This window comes from Solwaraspora sp. WMMA2080 (assembly GCF_027497395.1).
Classification (GTDB): domain Bacteria; phylum Actinomycetota; class Actinomycetes; order Mycobacteriales; family Micromonosporaceae; genus Micromonospora_E.
Genome location: NZ_CP114910.1, coordinates 3,605,034 through 3,624,561 on the forward strand (window position 1 = coordinate 3,605,034; position 19,528 = coordinate 3,624,561).

The window sequence follows — 19,528 nt, forward strand, 5'->3', positions numbered from 1 at the left end:
GCCCGTCGCTGATCAGGTCGGCTCGTTGAGAAAGCCGGAGACCCGCTGCCGCAGATCGGTGCGCTGGTTCCAGAGCACACCGGGGCGGTCGTAGACGTGCAGGGCGGCGCCCGGGATGGCGGCGGCCAACCGCTCGGCGGTCTCGGCCGGGTGCAGGTCGTCGCCGACGCAGCCGATCACCAGGACCCGGGCGGTGACCGCGGCGAGCGCCGCCGGGTCGGGCACCGGCACTGCGTCGGCCAGGTCGACCAGTTCGGCTGCGAGGCCGTCGCGCAGCAGCTGGTCGATCCTGGTACGCAGGTACGCCCACGCGGCCGGGGTGTTGCGTACCGGCACCGGGGTCTCCGCCGCGATCAGCTCCGCCACCCCGGAGACGTCGCTGTCGTTGACCGCGGTGACCAGTTCGGCGACCCGCTGGCGGGCCGAGGTCGGCCGGGCCGTGTCGAAGGCCGACGGTAGGAAGAACACCGCCCGGTCGAACCGCTGCGGGCTGTCGGTCAGCAACCGGGCCAGCGCCCCGGCACCGAGGCTCATCCCGACCGCCCGGCCGGCACCGGTCAGATCGGCCACGGCCCGCAGGTCCCGGGCCAGATCGGGGTAGCCCCATGGGCCGGCCGGCGCGGCGGACCGGCCGTGCCCCCGGAACTGGAAGAACACCTTGCGCCCGGCTACTCCGCTACCCAGCGGCCGGGTGGTGGCGATGCCGTACGCGATGCCGTGCGCGAAGACGGTGGTCGGCTCACCGGACCCGGTGATCAGCCGTTCCAGCTCCACGCCGTGCGGCGTGGTGATCACCTCGGTCTCCGGTTCGGGCAGCGCGGGCCGGCCGGTACGGGGACCGGACGGGCCGGGTCCGTAGGTCCGCGGCCCGCCGTCCGGCGGCGGTGGCCAACGGAAATCTCTCACCAGGAGCCTCGGCCGTCGGCGATGTCCCGCAGCCCGACCCGCACGTCGAGCAGGTAGATCAGCCCGGCGGCGATCCCGATCAGGCCGAACAGGCTGACCTGGAACAGCAGGGTGAGCAGCAGGCAGACGCCGAGGATGGCCAGCCACGCGCCTTTCGGCAGGGTGCCGATCGCCGGGAACGCCTCGCCTTTCTGGGTGACGCAGTGCACCAGCGCGACCGCCTGCACGACGAGGGCGAACACGAACAGCGCCAGGTTGAGGATGTACCGGACGTCGGCATAGAACAGCGGCGCGGCAGAGTCCATGCCCAAAGCTTATGCCGCGGGCCCCGGACGGGTGCCACCTGCATCCGGGGCCCGCGGATCACCCGGACCCGCCGGAACTACTCGGCCTTGGCCTGGGTGGGCTTGGCCGGCTCGGTCGAGTCGGCTTCCGGTGCCGCGGTGACCTGGGCTGGAGCCTCGGTGGTCGCCATGTCGGCGTTGACGGTGTCGGCGGCCCGGACCACCCCGGTGCCGACGACCCGCTCGCCGTGCGCCACCAGCGTGCCGTAGATCGCCACGGCCCGCTGCCCGGCCGACTGGGCACCGGCGAGCACCGCGTCGCGGTTGCGCACCGCGATCGCCCGCAGGCGCTCCAGGTCGGCACCGGTGTTGGCCCGCTCACGCAGCTCGGCCGTGCCCTGGGTGGCCTTCTCCCGCAGGCCGACGGTGCCGAGGGTGGCCTTGCCGGTCAGCTGGGTGACGGCCACCGGTAGCTTGCGCAGCTGCTGGTAGGCCAGGTCACCGGCGCCGGCGACGGCGTACAGAGGTGCTGGGATCCGCTTGGTCTTCGGCTGGCTCATCGTTGCTCCTCCTCGGCCGCTGCGGCGGCCTGCTCGGTTTCCCCGGCCCGGGGCGTACGACGCCGGGGGGTGGTCTTCTGCCGGGAAGTGGTCCTGGTCGGCGCGGTCGGCGGCGGGTCCTCGCCCGCCGGGCCAGGTGCGGCCCCGGCCTCGGTGACGGCGACCGACTGCAGGGTCTGCTCCTCAACTTCTTCGGCGGCTTCGGCGGCGGTAGCTGTGTCCGCGTCGGTGTCCGGTCCGGCGTGCCGGGCGTTCTCCCGGCGGAACGTCTCGTAGATCTGGCTCAGCGACTGCTTCTGCGCCATGGTGAGGTCGGGGTCCGAAGCGATCGCGGCAAGCACGCCCTGGCCGTCCTTGTCGTCGAGCAGCCCGGCCCGCAGGTACATCACCGGCGTGGAGACCCGCAGCGCGCTGGCCAACTGCTGGAGCACCTCCGCGCTCGGTTTGCGCAGGCCGCGCTCCACCTGACTGAGGTACGGGTTGCTGACGCCGGCCTGCTCGGCGAGCTGCCGCAGCGAGATGCGGGCGTTGTGCCGCAGGTCCCGGATGAAGCCCCCGATGTCGCGAGGCAGGTCCTTCGGTGTGGCCATGTCTCGACGGTAGCCCCGATCTGCTTGCAACTGCTAGCGAAACGCTAACGAAAGTTAGCGGAGTCACCCGGAAGAACCGTCGCAGGAGCAGCCGAGAAAGTCGTTGGCGGCCACCCGCCCCGTGTCGCTAGGCTGCCCGCCGATGACGACGATCCGGGTAGGCAACGCAACGATCAGCTACGACGACGTCGGCACCGGGCCACCCGTACTGCTGATCCACGCCGGCATCGCCGACCGCCGGATGTGGCGGGCGCAGGTCGCCGCGCTTCGTGACCGGCACCGGGTGATCGCCATGGATCTGCGCGGGTACGGCGAGTCCGACCTGCCGGCCACCGCGTTCGCCCACCACGACGACGTGATCGGCCTACTGGACGCGCTCGGAGTCGCCCGCGCCGCGCTGGTCGGCTGTTCGTTCGGCGGCGCGGTCGCCATCGACGTCGCCATCGCCCACCCCGACCGGGTCACCGCCCTCGCCCTGTTCGGGTCCGCCCTGGGCGGCCACGACTGGTCCGACGCCACCGAACAGCTCTGGGACGACCTGGTCGGCGCGGTGGACCCGGAGGATCTGGACGCGATGGCCGACGCCGAGGTGCGGTTCTGGGTCGTCGGCCCGCACCGGCAGCCCGCCGACGTCGACCCGGAGCTGATCGCCTTCGCCCGCGAAATGGACCGTCGGGCGCTCGCCGCCGAAGCCGCGCTCGGCGACGTCACCCACCGCGAACTCGATCCACCGGCGGCCCGCCGGCTCGGTGAGATCGGCGTGCCGGTGCTGGTCGGCGCCGGTGCGCTCGACGTGCCGGACATCCTTGCCCTGGCCGACCTGATCAGCACCGGCATCCCGACCGCCCGGCGGCTGCCGGACGTGCCCGACGCGGCCCACCTGCTGCCGCTGGAGTGCCCCGGGCCGGTCGACGCCGCGCTGCGTGAGTTCCTCGCCGACACCGTGCGATAGCCGATCACCGTGCGATAGCCAACTCGTCCGCCGGCCAGTCTCGTCAGGAGGGCCGGCACAGGGCGCGCAGCGTGCCGACCGGCTGGCCGCCACCGAGCACCGGCGGCTCACCGAGTTCGGCCAGAGCCGTCGGATCCAGGCCTTCGGCGTCGGCGCCAGTGCCGACGCCGAGCCGACGCAGCGCGGCGACCACCGGCGGCACCGTCGCCCGCTGCGCGCCGTCGTCGATCTTCACCGCGATCGCCCCGACGCCGGGCACCGCCACCGCCAGCACACCCTCCGCACCGACCTTGGCCAGCAGCCCGGGCACGGCCCGCATCAGTCGGGTGTCGGCCCGTCCGGTGCCGGCCACCAGCTCCGGGTACGCCCGCATCGCGTCCGCCACGGTCCGCTCCACCGACCCGGCGAGGCCGTGCACCAGCCGCAGGAACGCCCGCGCCACCGCGGTCAGCGACAGCGCCAGCACCGGCGCGCCGCAGCCGTCCACCCCGACGGCGGCGGCCGGCTCACCGGCGTACTCCTCGACGGCGGCCCGGATCCGTTCCTGCAACGGATGCTCCGGATGCCAGTACTCCTCCACCGGCCAACCGGCCGCCCGGCAGGTCAGCAGCATCCCGGCGTGCTTGCCGGAGCAGTTCATCTGCAGCCGACTCGGCCCGCCACCGGCTCGCAGCACGTCGGCTGCGGCGGCCGCGCCGACCGGCAGCTCCGGCGGGCAGCGCAGCGCCGCCTCGGTGAGCCCGGCGGTACGCAGCAGCGCGGCCACCCGGGCCAGGTGGAAGTCTTCGCCACTGTGGCTGGCACAGACCAGCGCCAGGTCGGCTGGATCGGCCAGCCGCAGCCCTGCCCACAGCATGCCGATCGCCTGCAACGGCTTGTTCGCCGACCGGGGGAACACCGGCGACTCCACGTCGCCGAACCGCTCCCGCAGTCCGCCGTCAGCGGCCAGCACCACCAGTGAGCCGTGATGCCGGCTCTCCACGAAACCGGAGCGGGCCATCTCGACCAGCGGCACCCCGCCGGCGTACCTGGTCAACTCTGCGACATCCCGGCTCAGGGCTCGATCGCGGCGGTGAACTCACCGGCACGCAGATCGGCGTCGTCCGGCACGTTGCGTTTCACCACCGCCAGAGCGACCATGCCGAGCTCGTGGTGGCGCAGCGCGGTGCCGACGAAGCCGACCGTCCGGCCCTCCAGGGTCAGCGGGGTGCCGGCGTCCGGCGGGGTATCGCTGGTCACCCCGTCGAGGTGCAGCAGCACCAGCCGGCGCGGTGGCCGGCCCAGGTTGTGCACCCGGGCCACCGTCTCCTGCCCCCGGTAGCAGCCCTTGTCGAGGTGGACCGCCGGTCCGAGCAGGCCGACCTCCGCGGGGATCGCCCGGTGGTCGGTCTCCAGACCGACCCGGGGGGTACGCGAGGCGACCCGCATTGCCTCGTACGCCCACAGCCCGGCCGGGGCTGCACCGGCCGCACTCGCCTCGGCCACCAGTTGTGCCGTCGCGGCCCGGGGTACCAGCAGGTCGACGCCGAGTGGCACCCGGCGGGCCCAGCCACCCCGGTACGGCCCGTCGGTCGGCAGCGCGGCCACCGGGTAGAGCACGGTGGGCCGGTCGGGGATCGACCCGGCGGCGAACTTCGACGCGGGCACCGGCAGCAGGTCCGGGTCGGCCAGCCCGGTCACGCCCAGCGCCGCCGCCGCGTCGACCGCGGCCGGGCCGACCAGCGACAGCACCGCCCAGTCGGCGGTCACCTCCGCTGGGTCGACCTGGGTGAAGAACCGCATTTTCAGCAGGTACGTCAGCAGCTCGCCGGCCATCTGCGGCTCGGTGTCCAGCCAGGTGGTGGTGCCGTCCTCGGCGACCATCGCGTGCTGCTCCACGTGGCCGTGTGGGGAGAGCACCAGCAGCTCGGTGCCCTGACCGGCGCGCAGCGTCGCCAGATGCTGGGTGGTCAGGGTGTGCAGCCAGCCGATCCGTTCGGCCCCGGGCACCGCCAGCACTCCCCGGTTGCTCCGGTCGACCAGGCCGACCTCGGTGGCGAGCCGGCGCTGCTCGCGCATCGGGTCGCCGTAGTGGGCGGCGACCCCGGCGTCGGGGGATCCGGTGGCCACGTCGGCGATGTCCACCGCGCCGGGTATGTCGATCACTGTCTTCCTCCGCACCGCTCGCAGGTGCCGAACAACGCCATGTGGCCGATGTCCACCTGGAAGCCGCGCTGTTCGGCGAGCGCGGTGATCAGCGGCTCGGCCAGCGCCGGGTCCATCTCCGAGACCGACTTGCAGGACCGGCAGACCAGGTGGACGTGCTGGTCCTCGCCGACGGAGTGGAACGTCGGCGAACCGTGCGACAGGTGGGTGTGGGTGACCAGGCCCAGCTCTTCGAACAGCTCCAGAGTGCGGTAGATGGTGGTGATGTTGACCCCGGCGGCGACCTCGCGCACCGCGTTGAGCACCTGCTCCGGGGTGGCGTGTCCCAACTCGTGCACCGCTTCCAGGATCAGCTGACGCTGCGCGGTCAGCCGTAGCCCGCGCGAGCGCAGCATTTCTGCCAGGGAAGATTCAGCCACCGTCGCCATCCTATCGCCGCCGTCTCCGTGGCCGACCTGTCTCCGTGACCGACCTGTCTCCGTGACCGACCTGTCTCCGTGACCGACCTGTCTCCGGAGCCGATCTGGATCAGCCGCCGACCCGGATCAGCCGGGCGGACAGGTGCGGGGACAGCGGCTGACCGACGGCGGCCATTTCCTGGGCGTACAGCAGCGCCCCCTCCACGATGCCGAACAGCCGGTGGCCACCGGTGACCTCCTTGGCGGTACCGGTACGCACCACAGCGTCGGTGGCCAACTCGACCTGCACCCCGGTGACCCGACCCAGGTAGAGCTCCATCACCCCGGTCGGGGTCATCATCGTCGCCTCCAGCTCACCGGTGGCCCGGCCGTCGGCGTCGGTCACCGCCCGCCACCAGCCGAGTTCACGGCCGGCCGGGCGCACCGGGCGGGACTGTTCGTCGAGCAGCCAGGCCCGCGACTCGTACCGCAGGAACGGCCGGCCGTCGTGGCTGATCTGGATCTCCTGCGCGTAGTCGAAGTCCTCAATCGTCGGGTAGCCGCCGCGCCCCCGCCCACGCCACACCCCGATGTACGGCAGCAGCGCGTTCAACGCCGGGTGCAGCTTCGGGCCGACCCGCAGGTCGTGGCTCTCCTCGAACGGGTACGGGTCGACCGGCGGGGCGTCCAGCCATGGCGGCCGGACCGGGTTCTCCTCGGTGCTCGGCTGTCCCGCTCCGGACGCGCTGCTCGCGCTCATCGATCCTCCGCTTTCTCACCAGCGTCCACGGCAGATGCGGACCGCGAGGTAGACCAGGCCACCGGCGAGCGCGCCGAAGCCTGCCACCAGCAGGCTGACGAACCCGATCTCGGTAACCATGACAAGGCCATCCTATGCTGGCCGCATGGCTCGCACTCTCGTCGTGAAGGCGACCGCCGGCTCGGACGAGCCGGAGCGGTGCGCCCAGGCGTTCACCGTAGCGGGCACCGCCGCCGCGGCCGGCGTCGAGGTCTCCCTCTGGCTGACCGGTGAGTCGGCGTGGCTCGGGCTGCCCGGCCGGGCAGCCGAGTTCGACCTGCCGCATTCGGCTCCGCTGCCCGACCTGCTGGACGCGGTGCTGGCCGGTGGTGGTCGGGTGACGGTCTGTACGCAGTGCGCGGCCCGCCGTGGGTTCGGCCCGGACGATGTGCTGCCGGGGGTACGGATCGCCGGGGCGGCGGTCTTTGTCGAAGAGATCATGGCCGACGGCGTCCAGGCCCTCGTCTACTGACCGGGTGTCTAGCGGCCGGGTCGGCAGCCGACGACGGATCAGCGGTTGGACGACGGGATCAGCAGGTGAAGTCGGTGGCGGCGATCCAGACGTCGTCGCCGTCGAGCCGCACCACGGTGCCCTTGCTGCCGTACCGGTGGATGAACAGCGGTGCCTGATCGGAGACCACGGTGGCGCGCGGCATGGTGAAGCCGAGCGACGCCCACTCGTCGGACTCCGCGGTGCTGGCCGCAGTCAGCGCGTAGCTGCTGAGCTGTCCGTCTCCGTCGGGACAGGGCAGTTCCACCGACGATGCGGCCCGTACGTCGGCCACCCCGAAGGCGCCCGTCAGCACTTCGGCGTGGCTGCGCGGGGTCGGGCCGACGATGGCGCCCGGCCGGGGGTCGGCGGGCGCGGGCCGGGACCCGTCGGAGGCCGGTCGGCAGCCGGTGCTGATCCGCAACTGCACTACGCCGGCGCGGATCAGTTCGCCGCGGACCGCGACGAAATCACCGGCGTCGGCACCTAGCCGCGACCGGCCGGTGGCGGCGTCGTGCCGGGCTATCGCGGCGTAGCTGGCCGGGAGCCGGTGGGCGATCCGGTCGAGCAACGCCGGGCCGGAGTCGGGCGCCGTGTAGGCGGTGAGCACCCGGGTCAGTTCGGCGCCGGGGCGCATCGGCGTGATCCGGCAGCCGGCGCTGATCTGTTCCTCGGCCAGCACCACCACGCCGGCGTCGCCGACCGCAGCGGTCAGGTCGATCGCCGCCCGGTCGGCGACTGGCCGCGCCTGTCCAATGTCGCGCTGCTCGCGGACGGTCGGGCTGTCGTCCCGCTGGGACTGCACGGCCAGGCCGAACAGCAGCACGCTCCAGGCGACTGCGGCGGCCGCCAGCGACCACCGCCACCACCGACGCACCGGGCCCTGACCAGCGGCGCTCGGCGGCATGGCGGCAGATGACGGCACCTCGGCAGATGACGGTCCCGACGACGACGGCGGCGGGGCTGCTGCTGCCGGGTGTGCCGGCGGGACGGCCGGGGTCGCGGGCGGGTCGTCAGTCACCCGGCCATGGTGCCAGGTACCGGCCAGGGCGGCCGGCCGGCCCGGCAGCCGTCAGCAGCCGACCTCGACCGGCCTGCCGATCCGCTGCTCCGGCAGCTCCCGATCCGACCCGTCCCAGCCGGGCTCGTCCGGTACCGCATCCTCGTGGACCAGTTCGTCGCGAGCCGCCACGTCGTCACGGACCGCCACATAGTCACGGACCGCGCCGTCGCCGGCCACGTCGTCCCGCTGGTACCCGACCCGGTCCGGTCCCGTCGCCGCCAGAGCGCCGAAGTTGTCCGGCGCGCTCGACGCGAGCCGGTAGCCGACGCCCCGTACGGTCTGGATCTCCAGGCCGCCGCCGGCGCCGCGCAACTTGCGGCGCAGCCGTTTCACGGCCGAGTGCAGGATGGCCGTGTCGCCGAGATAGGCCCCGCCCCAGACCGAGCCGAAGAGCCGTTCGTAGGTCCAGACCACCACCGGTGGGGTGGCCAGCCGGGCCAGCAACTCCCGCTCCAGCCGGGTCAGCGCCAACGGCTCACCCCGCCAGGTGACGAGATGGCCGGGCACGTCGACGACGAGGTCGCCGAGCACGACCGGCGCCGCCGGTTCCGGTTCTTCCGCCGGTACGGGCGGAAACAGCATCGCCCGTAACTCGGCCAGATCAGTACAGATGACTACCGTGCCGCAGTCGTCGAGGCGTCTCACGACGCGCTCACGGACGGCTACGTCAGCGGTGACACACACGACCAGTGGCACCTCACCGTTGACCACCGCGCACTCCTCCCCAGGTTGCTGCGTGTCATCAGACAACGCCGTTTAGTCGCCGGAGTCAACAGCGACAGTCACCGATACCACCGCGGCCCGACGCTCGACCACATGTTGCCCGGGTACTGCCTGAAAACTGCCCAACAGACCCCATTGATCACCAACGTCGCCCACTAAAGCATGACTCGTAGCCGCCGTGCGAAAACTATCCGTAGAGCACTGCCCGCACGCGACTTGGGCGGATTTCGGGCTTTCCGGTCCGCTGATCCCGCGGTCCGGCGAGTACGGACCGCCTACGAGCATGGGGGGACCGCGTGGTCGACCTGCCCCGCCGCCGAACCGGACGACACCATAGTGACCGCAGCACCGCCCGCCGCCGCGTCCACGGCGGCCAGGGCCGGCTGCTGCACCGGATATTCACCGCCGGGCTGATCACCCTGCTCGCGGTGACCGCCCAACCCGCCGCCGCGACCGCCGCACCCGGTGCCGGCCCGGCCGACGGGTCGGCCACCGCGCCGATCAGCGCCGAGCTCGCCGCCGAACTGGACCGCGACGGCACCATCGACTTCATGGTCTACCTACGCGACCGCGCCGACCTGTCCGGTGCGGCCGACGCCGCCAGCGCCGGGCTGCCGACCGGTGACCGGCGCGCCGACGCCCGGGCCGAGGCCGTACACCACGAGCTGACCACCACCGCCCGGCGCAGCCAGCAGAGCCTGCGCAAACTGCTCGACGGGCGGAAGGCTGACTACACTGCGTACTGGATCGCCAACGCGGTCCGGGTCACCGGCGACCGGGACCTGGCCGACCGGATCGCCGCCCTGCCCGAGGTGCAGCAGCTCGAACCAGCTCGCAGCTACCCGCTGCTCACCCCGGAACCAGCCGAACCGGTGCCGCCGGTCGGCGACGACGCCGGCACCACCGCCGTCGAGTGGAACATCGACGACGTCCGGGCGCCACAGGTCTGGTCCGAATTCGGCACCAGCGGCGACGGAATCGTCGTGGCCACCATCGACAGCGGCGTCGAGTTCGACCACCCGGCCCTGGCCGCCAGCTACCGGGGAGCCGGCGCCGGCGGCTACGACCACGACTACAACTGGTTCGACCCGACCGGCATCTGCCCGACCGGGACCCCCTGTGACAACAACGGTCACGGCACCCACGTCACCGGCACCATGACCGGCGACGACGGCGGCGACAACCAGACCGGGGTGGCACCCGGTGCCCGCTGGATCGCCGCCAAGGGCTGCGAGGTCACCAACTGCTCCGACGCGTCGCTGCTGGCCGCCGGCCAGTGGGTGCTCGCCCCGACCGACACCTCGGGCGCGAACCCCCGGCCGGAGCTGCGCCCCGACGTGGTCAACAACTCGTGGGGCGGCGGACAGGCCGACCCGTGGTACCGGCAGACCGTCGACGCCTGGATCGCCGCCGGCATCTTCCCGGCCTTCGCCATCGGCAATGAGGGACCGGGCTGCGGCACCGCCAGCTCCCCCGGCGACTACCCGCAGGCGTACGCAACCGGCAACTACGACGTCAACCACCGGATCGCCGCCCGGTCCAGCCGGGGCGCCTCGTTGGTCGACGGATCGGTCAAGCCGAACATCGCCGCGCCCGGCACCGCGGTCCGCTCCAGCATCCCCGGTGGCGGGTACGCGGCGTACAGCGGCACCTCGATGGCCTCCCCGCACGTCGCCGCCACAGTCGCGCTGGCCTGGTCGGCGGCACCGACCCTGCACGGCGACATCGCCGCCACCCGGGCCCTGCTGGACGGCACCGCGATCGACACCGACGACACCAGCTGCGGCGGGACCGCAGCCAACAACAACAACTTCGGTGAGGGTCGGCTCGACGCGTACGCCGCCGTCGAGGCCGCCCCGCGCGGACCCGCCGGCCGGGTGACCGGCGTGGTCACCGGCGACGGCGACCCGCTGCCCGGCGCCACCGTCGCCGCCGGCGACCGCAGCGTCACCACCGGCACCGACGGCGGCTACTCGCTGACCCTGCCGACCGGTGAGTACACCGTCACCGCCAGCGCGTTCGGCTACCAGCCGGACAGCGCCACGGTCACGGTCGCCGAGGACGGCACCGTCGAGCAGGACTTCGACCTGGCCGCCACCACCCTGGTCACGCTCAGCGGCCGGGTCACCGACGCGGCCGGCCACGGCTGGCCGCTCTACGCCCGGGTCGAGGTCGACGGACGGCCGGAGACCGTCACCTACACCGACCCGGCGTCCGGCCGCTACACGCTGACCGTGCCCGGCGGCACCGCCGTGACGCTGGTCGCCACGGCGACGCTCGCCGGATACCAGCCGACCCGGGTGGAGGTGCCGGCCGGCGACACCGACCGCACCGTGCACCTGGCGGTGCCGGTCACCGCCGAGTGCGTGACCCCCGGGTACGTGGCCAGCTTCGGCGACCCGCTGCTCGCCGAGAGCTTCCCGACCGCCGACACCCCGGACGGCTGGTCGGTGGTCAACCGCACCGACGGCGGCGGTTGGGAGTTCTCCGACATCGGCTCGCGGGGCAACCTGACCGGCGGTGACGGCGGCTTCGCCAACATCGACAGTGACGCGCTCGGCGTCGGTGAGGTCCAGGACACCGACCTGGTCACCCCGATGCTGGACCTGTCCGGCGCGGACGCGCCGTACCTGCGGTTCGCCAGCGACTGGCGGGCGGTGGGGCTCAGCGACAGCGCCGAGATCGGTGTCTCGGTCGACGGCGGCGCCAGCTGGACCAACGTGTGGCGGCACACCACCAGCCGACGCGGGCCGCGCACCGAGGAGATCCCGCTGACCTCGGTGGCCGGTGCCGACGAAGTGCTGATCCGGTTCCACTTCCAGGGCAGCTACGCCTGGTGGTGGCAGGTCGACGACGTCGAGGTGGTCGACCGAAGCTGCACCCCGCTGCCCGGTGGCCTGCTGGTCGGCAACACCACCGACCACAACACCGGGGCCGCGCTGAACGGCGTCACGGTGGCCAGCGCCACCGACCCGACGGTACGGGCGGTCTCCGCCGCCACGCCGGACGACCCGGCCCTGCCCGACGGCTTCTACCAGCTCTTCTCGCCACTGGTCGGCGAGCAGGAGTTCACCGCGACGCGAGCGCCGTACCAGGTGCGGAGCCGGACGGTGACGGTGGTCGCCGACCGGGCCCGCCGGGCCGACTTCTCGGTCAAGGCCGGCCGGTTGGCGATCAGCCCGACCAGCCCGGTCGTGTCCCACCAGCCGTACGGCAGCACCCGCAAGGCCAAGGTGACGGTGACCAACACCGGCAGCGCGCCGGCCGAAGTCGAGATGCTGACCGGCGACGGTGGGTTCAGCCTGCTGGCCGGCGACGGTGCCCCGCTGGCCGAACACAAGGTCAAGGGAATCAGCAAGGCCTGGCAGGGTCCGGCGTACGGCGCCCCGGCCGGTGCCGCGCCGACCCGGATCACCGCCGCGACGGAGGCGGCCGGAGCCGCGGCCGGGACGGCCGCCGATGCCTGGACGCGGGCCCCGGACCACCCGACGGCGGTCTTCGACAACGCGGCCGCCACGCTCGACGGCAAGGTCTACTCGGTCGGCGGGGGCAGCACCACCGGCACCGAGCGGGACGCCTGGGTCTACGACCCGGTCACCGACGTCTGGAGCGCCCTGCCCGACCTGCCGACGGCCCGCAGCAAGCCGGTGCTCACCGCGGCCGGCGGCAAGCTGTACCTGTTCGGCGGATGGGGTGCCGGTGGGACTCCGGTGGCGAGCGTCGACGTGTTCGACCCGGCGACCGGGACGTGGGCCACGCTGTCCGGGGTGACCAGCCCCGCGCCGCGGGCCGCAGCCGGGTCCGCCGTCATCGGCGGCACGATCTACCTGATCGGCGGCTGCACCGACGGCACCTGCACCGACTCGCGTACGGTGCTGGCGTTCGACACCGGCACCGGCACGTTCCGGTCCCGGGCCGACTATCCGGTTGCCGCGTCCTGGTTGGCCTGTGGCGGGATCGGTGAGCTGGCGTACTGCGCCGGCGGCGCCGGCGCCGTCGAGTACCGGTCGACGTACGCCTACGACCCGGCCACCGACGCCTGGAGCCCGTTGCCGGACCTGCCGTTGGACCTGTGGGGCGGGCAGTACGCGGCGGCCGGTGGCCTGCTGGTGATCGCCGGCGGGGTGACCGGGGCGTCCACCACGGTGACGAACCGTACGGTCGGCTTCGACCCGGCCGCCGGGGTCTGGCGTGACCTGCCGAACACCGAGTTCGCCCGGTACCGGGGCGCCGGTGCCTGCGGGGCGTACAAGGTCGGCGGATCGCCGAGCTCGTTCGTCGGTTCGGCGCAGGTGGAGGTGCTCGCCGGGCTGGAGCTGTGCGACGCCGCGGCCGACCTGCCGTGGCTGGTCACCGACCCTGGCAGCTTCACCCTTGCCCCTGGTGCCTCCCGGACGGTCACCGTCACGCTGGCGGCGACCGCCGAGGCCGGCGTGGACCAGCCCGGCCGGTACGCGGCGACCCTCGGGTTGCGGTCCGACACCCCGTACCCGGTCGGCCAGGTGGACGTGCAGATGAACGTCTCGCCGCCGGCCTCCTGGGCGAAGGTACAGGGCACCGTCACCGGGGTCAGCTGCGCCGGGGTCGAGGTCGGAGTAGCCGGGGCGACGATCCGGCTGAACTCGCTGACCGATCCGGGCACCGGCTACACGCTGCGCACCGGTGCCGATGGCGGGTACGCGTACTGGCTGCCACGCGGGCAGTACGAGATCATCTCCGCGAAGGACGGCTGGGTGCCGCAGGCCCGGCAGGAACGGCTGCCGGCCGGGATCGTCACCACGGTCGACAGCGTGCTCGAACCGGTCGATCCCTGCCCGGCCCGCCTCGGCGGGATCTGACCCGGGTGACCGGGTCGACCGACGGCGTGTCTGACCGATGGTGAGAACGGGTGCCGGGCCAGCCCAGCTCTGGCCCGGCACCCGCCGGCGGTCAACCCGGAATCGTCACGGGTTGACCGGGCATCGCACCCAGTCCCGGCCCTTCACATACGACCACGAGCAGGTGTGCACGGCGTGGCCCTTGCGGTTCCGCAGGAATGCCTTGTCACCTTCGACATCCCACACGAAACCAGCCGTGTTCCAGTACACGGTCCGTGCGGTGTCGTCGCCGGCACCGGAACGCAGCCATACCCGGCCGCCTTTTCCAGGAATGACGACGTCGCCGAACCGGTAAGTCCGGCCATTCTTGTTGTGCACCGTGTAGCCCCGCAGGTTGACCGCTTCCTTACCCCGGTTGACCAGTTGCAGCCATTCCCGGTTGGCGAACGTCCCACTGCCGTCGTTGACGCCGTTCGGGTGGTACTGGACGCTGTGCACCCGCAGGCTGGGTGCAGCACTCGCAGGTGCGGCGATGGTCATCGAGGTGACCAGCCCGAGCATCGCCGCAGTCAGGACACCGACAGTCTTTCGCATGATTCCCCCATGGGATGAGCAATTTTCGCAGGCATCGGAAGAACCGAAACCCGATTCGCCGTACGCCCGCTACCGCCACGAAGAATTGTGGGTGACGGGCCGCCCAATTCACCAGAGAGTGACGTCATCAAGTCAGTTCGTACTGCCGCGCCGTCCCGTCGGGCGCTGGTGCCTTGTCGGTGTGGCCACCGGCCGGAGCGACCAGGGTGACGCCGTCGGTCGGCCGTTTCCGCTGTCCACAGGGCGACAGCGGGAACCGGCGACGGGTGATCCGCCGCCAATGTCGGTCACGAAGCCGACAGGCCGCCGCCCCGGGAAAACTCCGGGGCGGCGGCCTGTCGTCGGGTCGGGCCGGGCGTCAGCTGCCGACGGTCACCGAGACCTCGTTGACTCCCTGGGCGGCGGTCACCGGGGTGTCGCCGTTGCCGTGCCGGGACAGGGCCCGCAGGGTCCAGCTGCCCGGTGCGGCGAAGAACCGGAACTGGCCGGCCGGCGAGGTGACCACCTCGGCGGTGAACTCGCCGGTGGCGTCCAGCAGCCGCACGTACGCGCCGGCCACGGCCTCGCCGCCGGCCGACCGCACGGTCCCGGTGATCACGGTCTCCTTGGCCAGGTCGACGCTGGCCGGCAGCGGTGCCGCCTGGTCCGGGGCGGCGCAGCCCGCCGCGGTCGGGGCATTCGGTGTGGTCGCAGCGGTCATCGTCACGCCTTTCCGGGCTCGTCGCCGAGCACAACCGGCACGCCGATCAGCGAGCCGTACTCGGTCCAGGACCCGTCGTAGTTCTTCACGTTGGAGTGCCCGAGCAGCTCCTTGAGCACGAACCAGGTGTGCGAGGAACGCTCGCCGATCCGGCAGTACGCGATGGTGTCCTTGCCGTCCTCGAGGCCGGCCTCGGCGTACAGGGCGCGCAGCTCGTCGTCGGACTTGAAGGTGCCGTCCTCGTTGGCCGCCTTGGACCACGGCACGTTGACCGCGGTCGGAATGTGCCCGGCCCGCTGCGCCTGCTCCTGCGGCAGGTGGGCGGGGGCGAGCAGCCGGCCGGCGAACTCGTCGGGCGAGCGGACGTCGACCAGGTTCTGGGTGCCGATCGCGGCCACCACCTCGTCACGGAATGCCCGGATGGAGCTGTCCGGCTCCTGGGCGACGTACTGGGTGGCCGGGCGGGCGACCACCTCGGTGGTCATCGGGCGGGCGTCCAGCTCCCACTTCTTGCGGCCGCCGTCGAGCAGCTTGACGTCGCGGTGGCCGTACAGCTTGAAGTACCAGTACGCGTACGCCGCGAACCAGTTGTTGTTGCCGCCGTAGAGGACCACGACGTCGTCGTTGCCGATGCCCCGCTCGGACAGCAGCGCCTCGAACTGCGACTTGTTGATGAAGTCGCGGCGTACCGGGTCCTGCAGGTCGGTCTTCCAGTCGATCTTGACCGCGCCGGCGATGTGCCCACCGTCGTACGCGGAGGTGTCCTCGTCGACCTCGACGAAGACGACGCCCGGGGCGTCGAGGTTCTTCTCGGCCCAGTCGGCCGAAACGAGTGCGGTGTCGCGACTCATCAGATCACTCCCTGGTTGGTCTCCCCCTGGCCCGGCGGGCCGCCGGTGTGGAGGAAGCGGATCGGTGGCGAGTCCACGCCGCAGGTGTCGCACCTGTGCGGGACCCTGGAGGACGGATCACGGACGTGCGACGGCGCCGCTGCCGGGCGATGGTGAGAATTCTTCGGCGCTGGTCACCGACCACAGAAAGGGTCGACGACAGCCCGCCGGGTCAGCCCGCCGTCAGAGGACCGGGCGACACAGGCAGGTGGCCACACGGCACAGGTCGACCGCGCGCCGCTTAGTGAGGAACTTCCCCATGGGGCCGAAGCTTACCAGCCTGTTTCCGGACGGTCACCGATCCGACCACGCAATGGGACATCCGGGCGCTGAGACCTGCGCCACCCTGCAGCCGGGTCCGCCACGCCGGTCCGCAACGCCGGTCCGCCGGAGATGGTCAGCCGAGTGCGCTCAGCGGCACGTCGGTGGCGGTGGCGGTGACGGCCAGGCCGGCCGGGGTCACGGCCACCTCCTGCAGGTCGAGCTGGAACGGCAGGGCGGGCAGCGGCACCGCGATGGACAATTGCTGGGCGTAGGCCTCAACGAACCCGCGGGCCGCCTCGTCGCCGGGCAGCCCTTCGGCGGCGAGTTCGTCGAAGCGCAGCAGCACCTCGCCCGGAGCGACCTCCAGGTCCGCGGTGCCGGTCAGGGTGACCTGCTGACCGAGGATGTCCACCGGGGCGGTGACGCCGAGCCGTCCATCCTGTTCGGACAACTCCACGCCGGGCTGGTCGATCAGCTGCACGATGCTGTCGTAGGAGACCGTGGCGGTCCCCTGCACGGTCTCCGCGATGACCTCACCCTGGCCGGTGCGCAGCGTCTCCAACGGCGCCTGTACGCCCCGCGCGTCGACGTCGAGGGTGGGCAGCCGCACGCTGTTGCCGTTGACCGCCGCCGACACGTCGCGCAGCACGATCGAGACTGACTGGTAGCGGCCGGTCGCGACCTGGCTGAGGAACGGGAACCCGCCGATCGAGACCTCCGGCTCGGAGGACTCGATGTTCTGACCGGCCACCTGCTGGCGGATCTGGTCGGCGACCGCCCGTTCGGCGTACGCGACGGCGACCCGGTCGGCGACGACCAGGACCAGCGCCAGGACGAGCAGCAGCACGGCGACGACGGTCAGTAGCCGGCGGGCTCGTCGGCCTGGTTGCCGCTGGGAACGCGACCGGTGGACCGGTTCCTCCTGGTACGCCGGATAGGTCGACACGGTGCCTCCTCGGCTGCGGACGGATGCGCCGTACCGTATCTACCCAACCTGAGTACGGCTCATCCGGCACCGGCCCGACCGGTCAGGTACCTCACCTGACCGACCCGGTGACCTGACCGACCCGGTGACTCAGTTGAAGATCAGCACACCGAGGGCGTAGGACAGCGGCGCGGCGAGGGCGAACCCGCCGAGCGGACCCTGCATGTGCCGGGCCACCCACATCGTCGGCGGATCCCCGGCCATCTGCCGGCTGGCCTCGGCGTAGCCGGTGGCGAGGTCGACCAGGACCGCCGCACTGGCGGCGACCAGGCCGACCAGGGCCGCAGTGACCGGGGTGAAGCCGACCACGTAGATGCCGAGCACTGCGCTGGCCAGCGTGCCCACCATGGCACCGAGCACCACGCCGGTGGCGCCCCGGGGCACCTGCGGGGCGAGCCGCGGCCGGGACACCACCGCGTCGGTGAGCCGGGCGGTCATCAGCGCGATGCCGGTGCCGGCCAGCGCCACCACGATGGTCTGGGTGCCACCGAGCTGCAGCCGGCTGAGCACGATCAGCGTGGCGAAGGCGACCACTCCGACGACGATCTGCAACGTGGCGCCGAGCGACTCGGTGACCCTGGTGCGGTCGGCCGGCCGGATCAGCTGGGCGAGGACCGCGACGACGAAGCCGCCTGCCGCCGCGTACCCGACCGGGGCCAGCGAGGCGACGGTCGGCAGCAACGCTCCGATGTCGGCGACGGCCGCGGCCAGCAGGCCCACCCCGCCGATGACCGGCATCGCCGGTGGCCGGATCGCCAACGTCCAGGAGATCACGAAGAGCAGTTGTACGCCGAAGACGACGATGGTGAACGGGGTCCGGGCCAGCCCTGGCCCGGCGGTCTGCCCACCGAAGATCAGCCCCAGGGCCAGCAGCACGGAGAACCCGGCCACGGTGAGCGAGATGGTCCGGCTGACCGGCACCGGCGCCGACGTGGACCGGCTGCTGACGGTTTCCTGCTCCCCGGTGCGGTCCGGCCGGTCCGCCGGCCGGCTGTCCGCCGCGCCCGACGGGCCGGTGGCCTCGCCACCCACAGCGGCCGCACCACCGGGAGCGGGCGCGTGACCCGGGGCCGGACCCGGACCCGGGGCAGGGCCGGGAGCGGGCGCCCGACCCGGCACCGGCGCGGCGGCTCGACCGGGACCGGGCGCGGGTACCCGGCCCGGGGCCGGTGCTCGACCCGGCACCGGTGGGCCGGGCTCCGGCGGCCCTGGGACGACGGCGCGACCGGGGCCGCCCCGCATGCCGCCGGGCCGCCCGCCGGGCGGTGGCCCGGGCGGTGACTCCCGGCTACCGTCAGGCCACTGTCCGCGACCGGTCTCGGATGGCGTGGAGGGATGCACGCCCTGATGGTGCCAGACGCGGCGGGTGGCCCGCTGGCGACGGCGCGGGGCGCTATGGCCGACTGCACAGATGAACAGCTCACCGCCCCGCTGTTTCCGGCACCTAATCGGTTAAGCTCATGGCTTAACCACCCGTCAGCGAAGCCGGGGTTCGACGCCACTGTCTGCGGTGACGGCCACGTGGCCGGCGTCCGCGGTCACCACGCGCGGCCAGGACAGGCCGCGAGGACGGAGGTGATGTGTGGAAATCCTGCTGCTGGTAACGGCCCGTGCGGGCGAGCCGTCGGCCGTACTGCCCGCACTCGACCTGCTCCCCCACTCGGTGCGGACCGCGCCCCGCGATGTCCGCACCCTGGTTTCCGGGCCGAGCCCGGACGCGGTCCTGGTCGACGCCCGGTCGGAGCTGTCCGAGGCCCGTGCGACCTGCCGGATGCTGCATGCCACTGGTCTGGGCGTCCCGCTGGTCGCGGTGGTCACCGAGGCCGGTCTGATCGCGCTGAACGCCGACTGGGGCGTCGACGACGTCATCCTGGCCAGCGCCGGCCCGGCCGAGGTGGAGGCGCGGCTGCGGTTGGCGGTAGGTCGGCTGACCAACGCCACGTCAGGCGCGGGCGGGCTGATCCGGGCCGGCGAGCTGACCATCGACCCGGACACCTACGCCGCCAAGCTCAAGGGCCGCCCGCTCGACCTGACCTACAAGGAGTTCGAGCTGCTCAAGTTCCTCGCCCAGCACCCGGGGCGGGTCTTCACCCGCGACCAGCTGCTGCGCGAGGTCTGGGGCTACGACTACTTCGGCGGTACGCGTACGGTCGACGTGCACGTGCGGCGGCTGCGGGCCAAGCTCGGCTCGGAGTACGAGTCGATGATCGGCACGGTCCGCCAGGTCGGCTACAAGTTCGTGGTGCCGCCGAGCCGCTCGTCGCTGCCGGACACCGAGCCCGCACCGCTGCCGGTCTAGCGGATTCCGCCACCTCACGGTGGCGCAACGCCGAAACATCAGCTGAGGCGCCATCCGGATCTGTCCGGA

Annotated in this window: 20 protein-coding genes and 2 pseudogenes; 5 read left to right on the forward strand and 17 right to left on the reverse strand. The window is 72.6% G+C overall.

Annotated features, from left to right (window positions below):
• Positions 1–12: 12 nt before the first annotated feature.
• The 4 genes from O7543_RS16475 to O7543_RS16490 all read right to left on the reverse strand — a co-directional run bounded on the left by O7543_RS16475 (position 13) and on the right by O7543_RS16490 (position 2,340).
• Positions 13–906 (reverse strand): alpha/beta hydrolase, encoded by an 894-nt coding sequence (locus O7543_RS16475; RefSeq protein ID WP_281553012.1) that lies wholly within the window; start codon positions 904–906, stop codon positions 13–15.
• A complete protein-coding gene (locus O7543_RS16480; RefSeq protein WP_281553011.1) occupies positions 903–1,211 on the reverse strand; it encodes a DUF2516 family protein in 309 nt (102 codons plus the stop codon). Before O7543_RS16480 ends, O7543_RS16475 begins: the two co-directional genes overlap by 4 nt.
• Before the next feature lie 77 nt (positions 1,212–1,288).
• The gene (locus tag O7543_RS16485; RefSeq protein ID WP_281567137.1) at positions 1,289–1,750 is read right to left on the reverse strand and encodes a hypothetical protein; all 462 of its coding nucleotides are present in this window, start codon (positions 1,748–1,750) and stop codon (positions 1,289–1,291) included.
• On the reverse strand, positions 1,747–2,340 hold the full coding sequence (locus O7543_RS16490; protein WP_281553009.1) for a helix-turn-helix domain-containing protein: 594 nt from the start codon (positions 2,338–2,340) through the stop codon (positions 1,747–1,749). Before O7543_RS16490 ends, O7543_RS16485 begins: the two co-directional genes overlap by 4 nt.
• Before the next feature lie 142 nt (positions 2,341–2,482).
• Between O7543_RS16490 and O7543_RS16495 the strand changes: the two genes are divergently transcribed.
• Positions 2,483–3,292 carry an alpha/beta hydrolase gene (locus O7543_RS16495; protein WP_281553008.1) on the forward strand — a complete coding sequence of 270 codons (810 nt, stop codon included), beginning with the start codon at positions 2,483–2,485 and terminating at the stop codon, positions 3,290–3,292.
• Positions 3,293–3,335: 43 nt separating this feature from the next.
• On the opposite strand, the gene O7543_RS16500 is transcribed toward O7543_RS16495, so the two are convergent.
• The 5 genes from O7543_RS16500 to mtfM all read right to left on the reverse strand — a co-directional run bounded on the left by O7543_RS16500 (position 3,336) and on the right by mtfM (position 6,715).
• Positions 3,336–4,292 (reverse strand): asparaginase, encoded by a 957-nt coding sequence (locus O7543_RS16500; RefSeq protein ID WP_281555400.1) that lies wholly within the window; start codon positions 4,290–4,292, stop codon positions 3,336–3,338.
• 53 nt (positions 4,293–4,345) lie between these two features.
• Positions 4,346–5,434: a folate-binding protein gene (locus tag O7543_RS16505; protein WP_348650136.1), complete on the reverse strand. Its 1,089-nt coding sequence runs from the start codon at positions 5,432–5,434 to the stop codon at positions 4,346–4,348.
• On the reverse strand, positions 5,434–5,856 hold the full coding sequence (locus O7543_RS16510) for a Fur family transcriptional regulator (protein ID WP_281553007.1): 423 nt from the start codon (positions 5,854–5,856) through the stop codon (positions 5,434–5,436). Before O7543_RS16510 ends, O7543_RS16505 begins: the two co-directional genes overlap by 1 nt.
• 109 nt (positions 5,857–5,965) lie before the next feature.
• Positions 5,966–6,595, reverse strand: a complete 630-nt coding sequence (locus O7543_RS16515) for an FABP family protein (protein ID WP_281553006.1) — start codon at positions 6,593–6,595, stop codon at positions 5,966–5,968.
• Positions 6,596–6,610: 15 nt separating this feature from the next.
• The gene (gene mtfM, locus O7543_RS16520; RefSeq protein WP_278171721.1) at positions 6,611–6,715 is read right to left on the reverse strand and encodes a small membrane protein MtfM; all 105 of its coding nucleotides are present in this window, start codon (positions 6,713–6,715) and stop codon (positions 6,611–6,613) included.
• A gap of 25 nt (positions 6,716–6,740) precedes the next feature.
• Here mtfM and O7543_RS16525 point away from each other — a divergent pair, with 25 nt between their 5' ends.
• Entirely contained in the window at positions 6,741–7,106 is a 366-nt protein-coding gene (locus O7543_RS16525; protein ID WP_281553005.1) for a DsrE family protein, read from the forward strand.
• A gap of 58 nt (positions 7,107–7,164) precedes the next feature.
• On the opposite strand, the gene O7543_RS16530 is transcribed toward O7543_RS16525, so the two are convergent.
• Both O7543_RS16530 and O7543_RS16535 read right to left on the reverse strand, forming a co-directional pair.
• A complete protein-coding gene (locus tag O7543_RS16530; protein ID WP_281567138.1) occupies positions 7,165–8,145 on the reverse strand; it encodes a hypothetical protein in 981 nt (326 codons plus the stop codon).
• Between the two features lie 294 nt (positions 8,146–8,439).
• A pseudogene (locus tag O7543_RS16535) lies at positions 8,440–8,898 on the reverse strand (winged helix-turn-helix domain-containing protein); the annotation flags it as partial.
• A gap of 395 nt (positions 8,899–9,293) precedes the next feature.
• Here O7543_RS16535 and O7543_RS16540 point away from each other — a divergent pair.
• Positions 9,294–13,748, forward strand: a complete 4,455-nt coding sequence (locus tag O7543_RS16540; protein ID WP_281567495.1) for a S8 family serine peptidase — start codon at positions 9,294–9,296, stop codon at positions 13,746–13,748.
• Between the two features lie 105 nt (positions 13,749–13,853).
• Here the strand turns inward: O7543_RS16540 and O7543_RS16545 are convergent, their stop codons facing one another.
• From O7543_RS16545 to O7543_RS16565, 6 genes and pseudogenes are all read right to left on the reverse strand, one after another.
• Positions 13,854–14,321, reverse strand: a complete 468-nt coding sequence (locus tag O7543_RS16545) for a lamin tail domain-containing protein (RefSeq protein WP_281553003.1) — start codon at positions 14,319–14,321, stop codon at positions 13,854–13,856.
• A gap of 358 nt (positions 14,322–14,679) precedes the next feature.
• On the reverse strand, positions 14,680–15,021 hold the full coding sequence (locus O7543_RS16550) for a DUF1416 domain-containing protein (protein ID WP_281553002.1): 342 nt from the start codon (positions 15,019–15,021) through the stop codon (positions 14,680–14,682).
• Positions 15,022–15,023: 2 nt separating this feature from the next.
• Entirely contained in the window at positions 15,024–15,872 is an 849-nt protein-coding gene (locus O7543_RS16555; protein WP_281553001.1) for a sulfurtransferase, read from the reverse strand.
• Between the two features lie 222 nt (positions 15,873–16,094).
• Positions 16,095–16,175, reverse strand: a pseudogene (locus O7543_RS30220) (Ms5788A family Cys-rich leader peptide); the annotation flags it as partial.
• 133 nt (positions 16,176–16,308) lie between these two features.
• Entirely contained in the window at positions 16,309–17,121 is an 813-nt protein-coding gene (locus tag O7543_RS16560) for a DUF2993 domain-containing protein (protein ID WP_281553000.1), read from the reverse strand.
• 129 nt (positions 17,122–17,250) lie between these two features.
• A complete protein-coding gene (locus tag O7543_RS16565) occupies positions 17,251–18,051 on the reverse strand; it encodes a hypothetical protein (protein ID WP_281552999.1) in 801 nt (266 codons plus the stop codon).
• 1 nt (position 18,052) lies between these two features.
• On the opposite strand from O7543_RS16565, the gene O7543_RS16570 reads away from it, so the two are divergent.
• Together O7543_RS16570 and O7543_RS16575 are read left to right on the forward strand one after the other, a co-directional pair.
• Entirely contained in the window at positions 18,053–18,223 is a 171-nt protein-coding gene (locus O7543_RS16570) for a hypothetical protein (protein WP_281552998.1), read from the forward strand.
• A 519-nt stretch (positions 18,224–18,742) separates the two neighbouring features.
• Complete coding sequence (locus tag O7543_RS16575; protein ID WP_278171736.1) at positions 18,743–19,459, forward strand: response regulator transcription factor; 717 nt, start codon at positions 18,743–18,745, stop codon at positions 19,457–19,459.
• Positions 19,460–19,528: the final 69 nt, after the last annotated feature.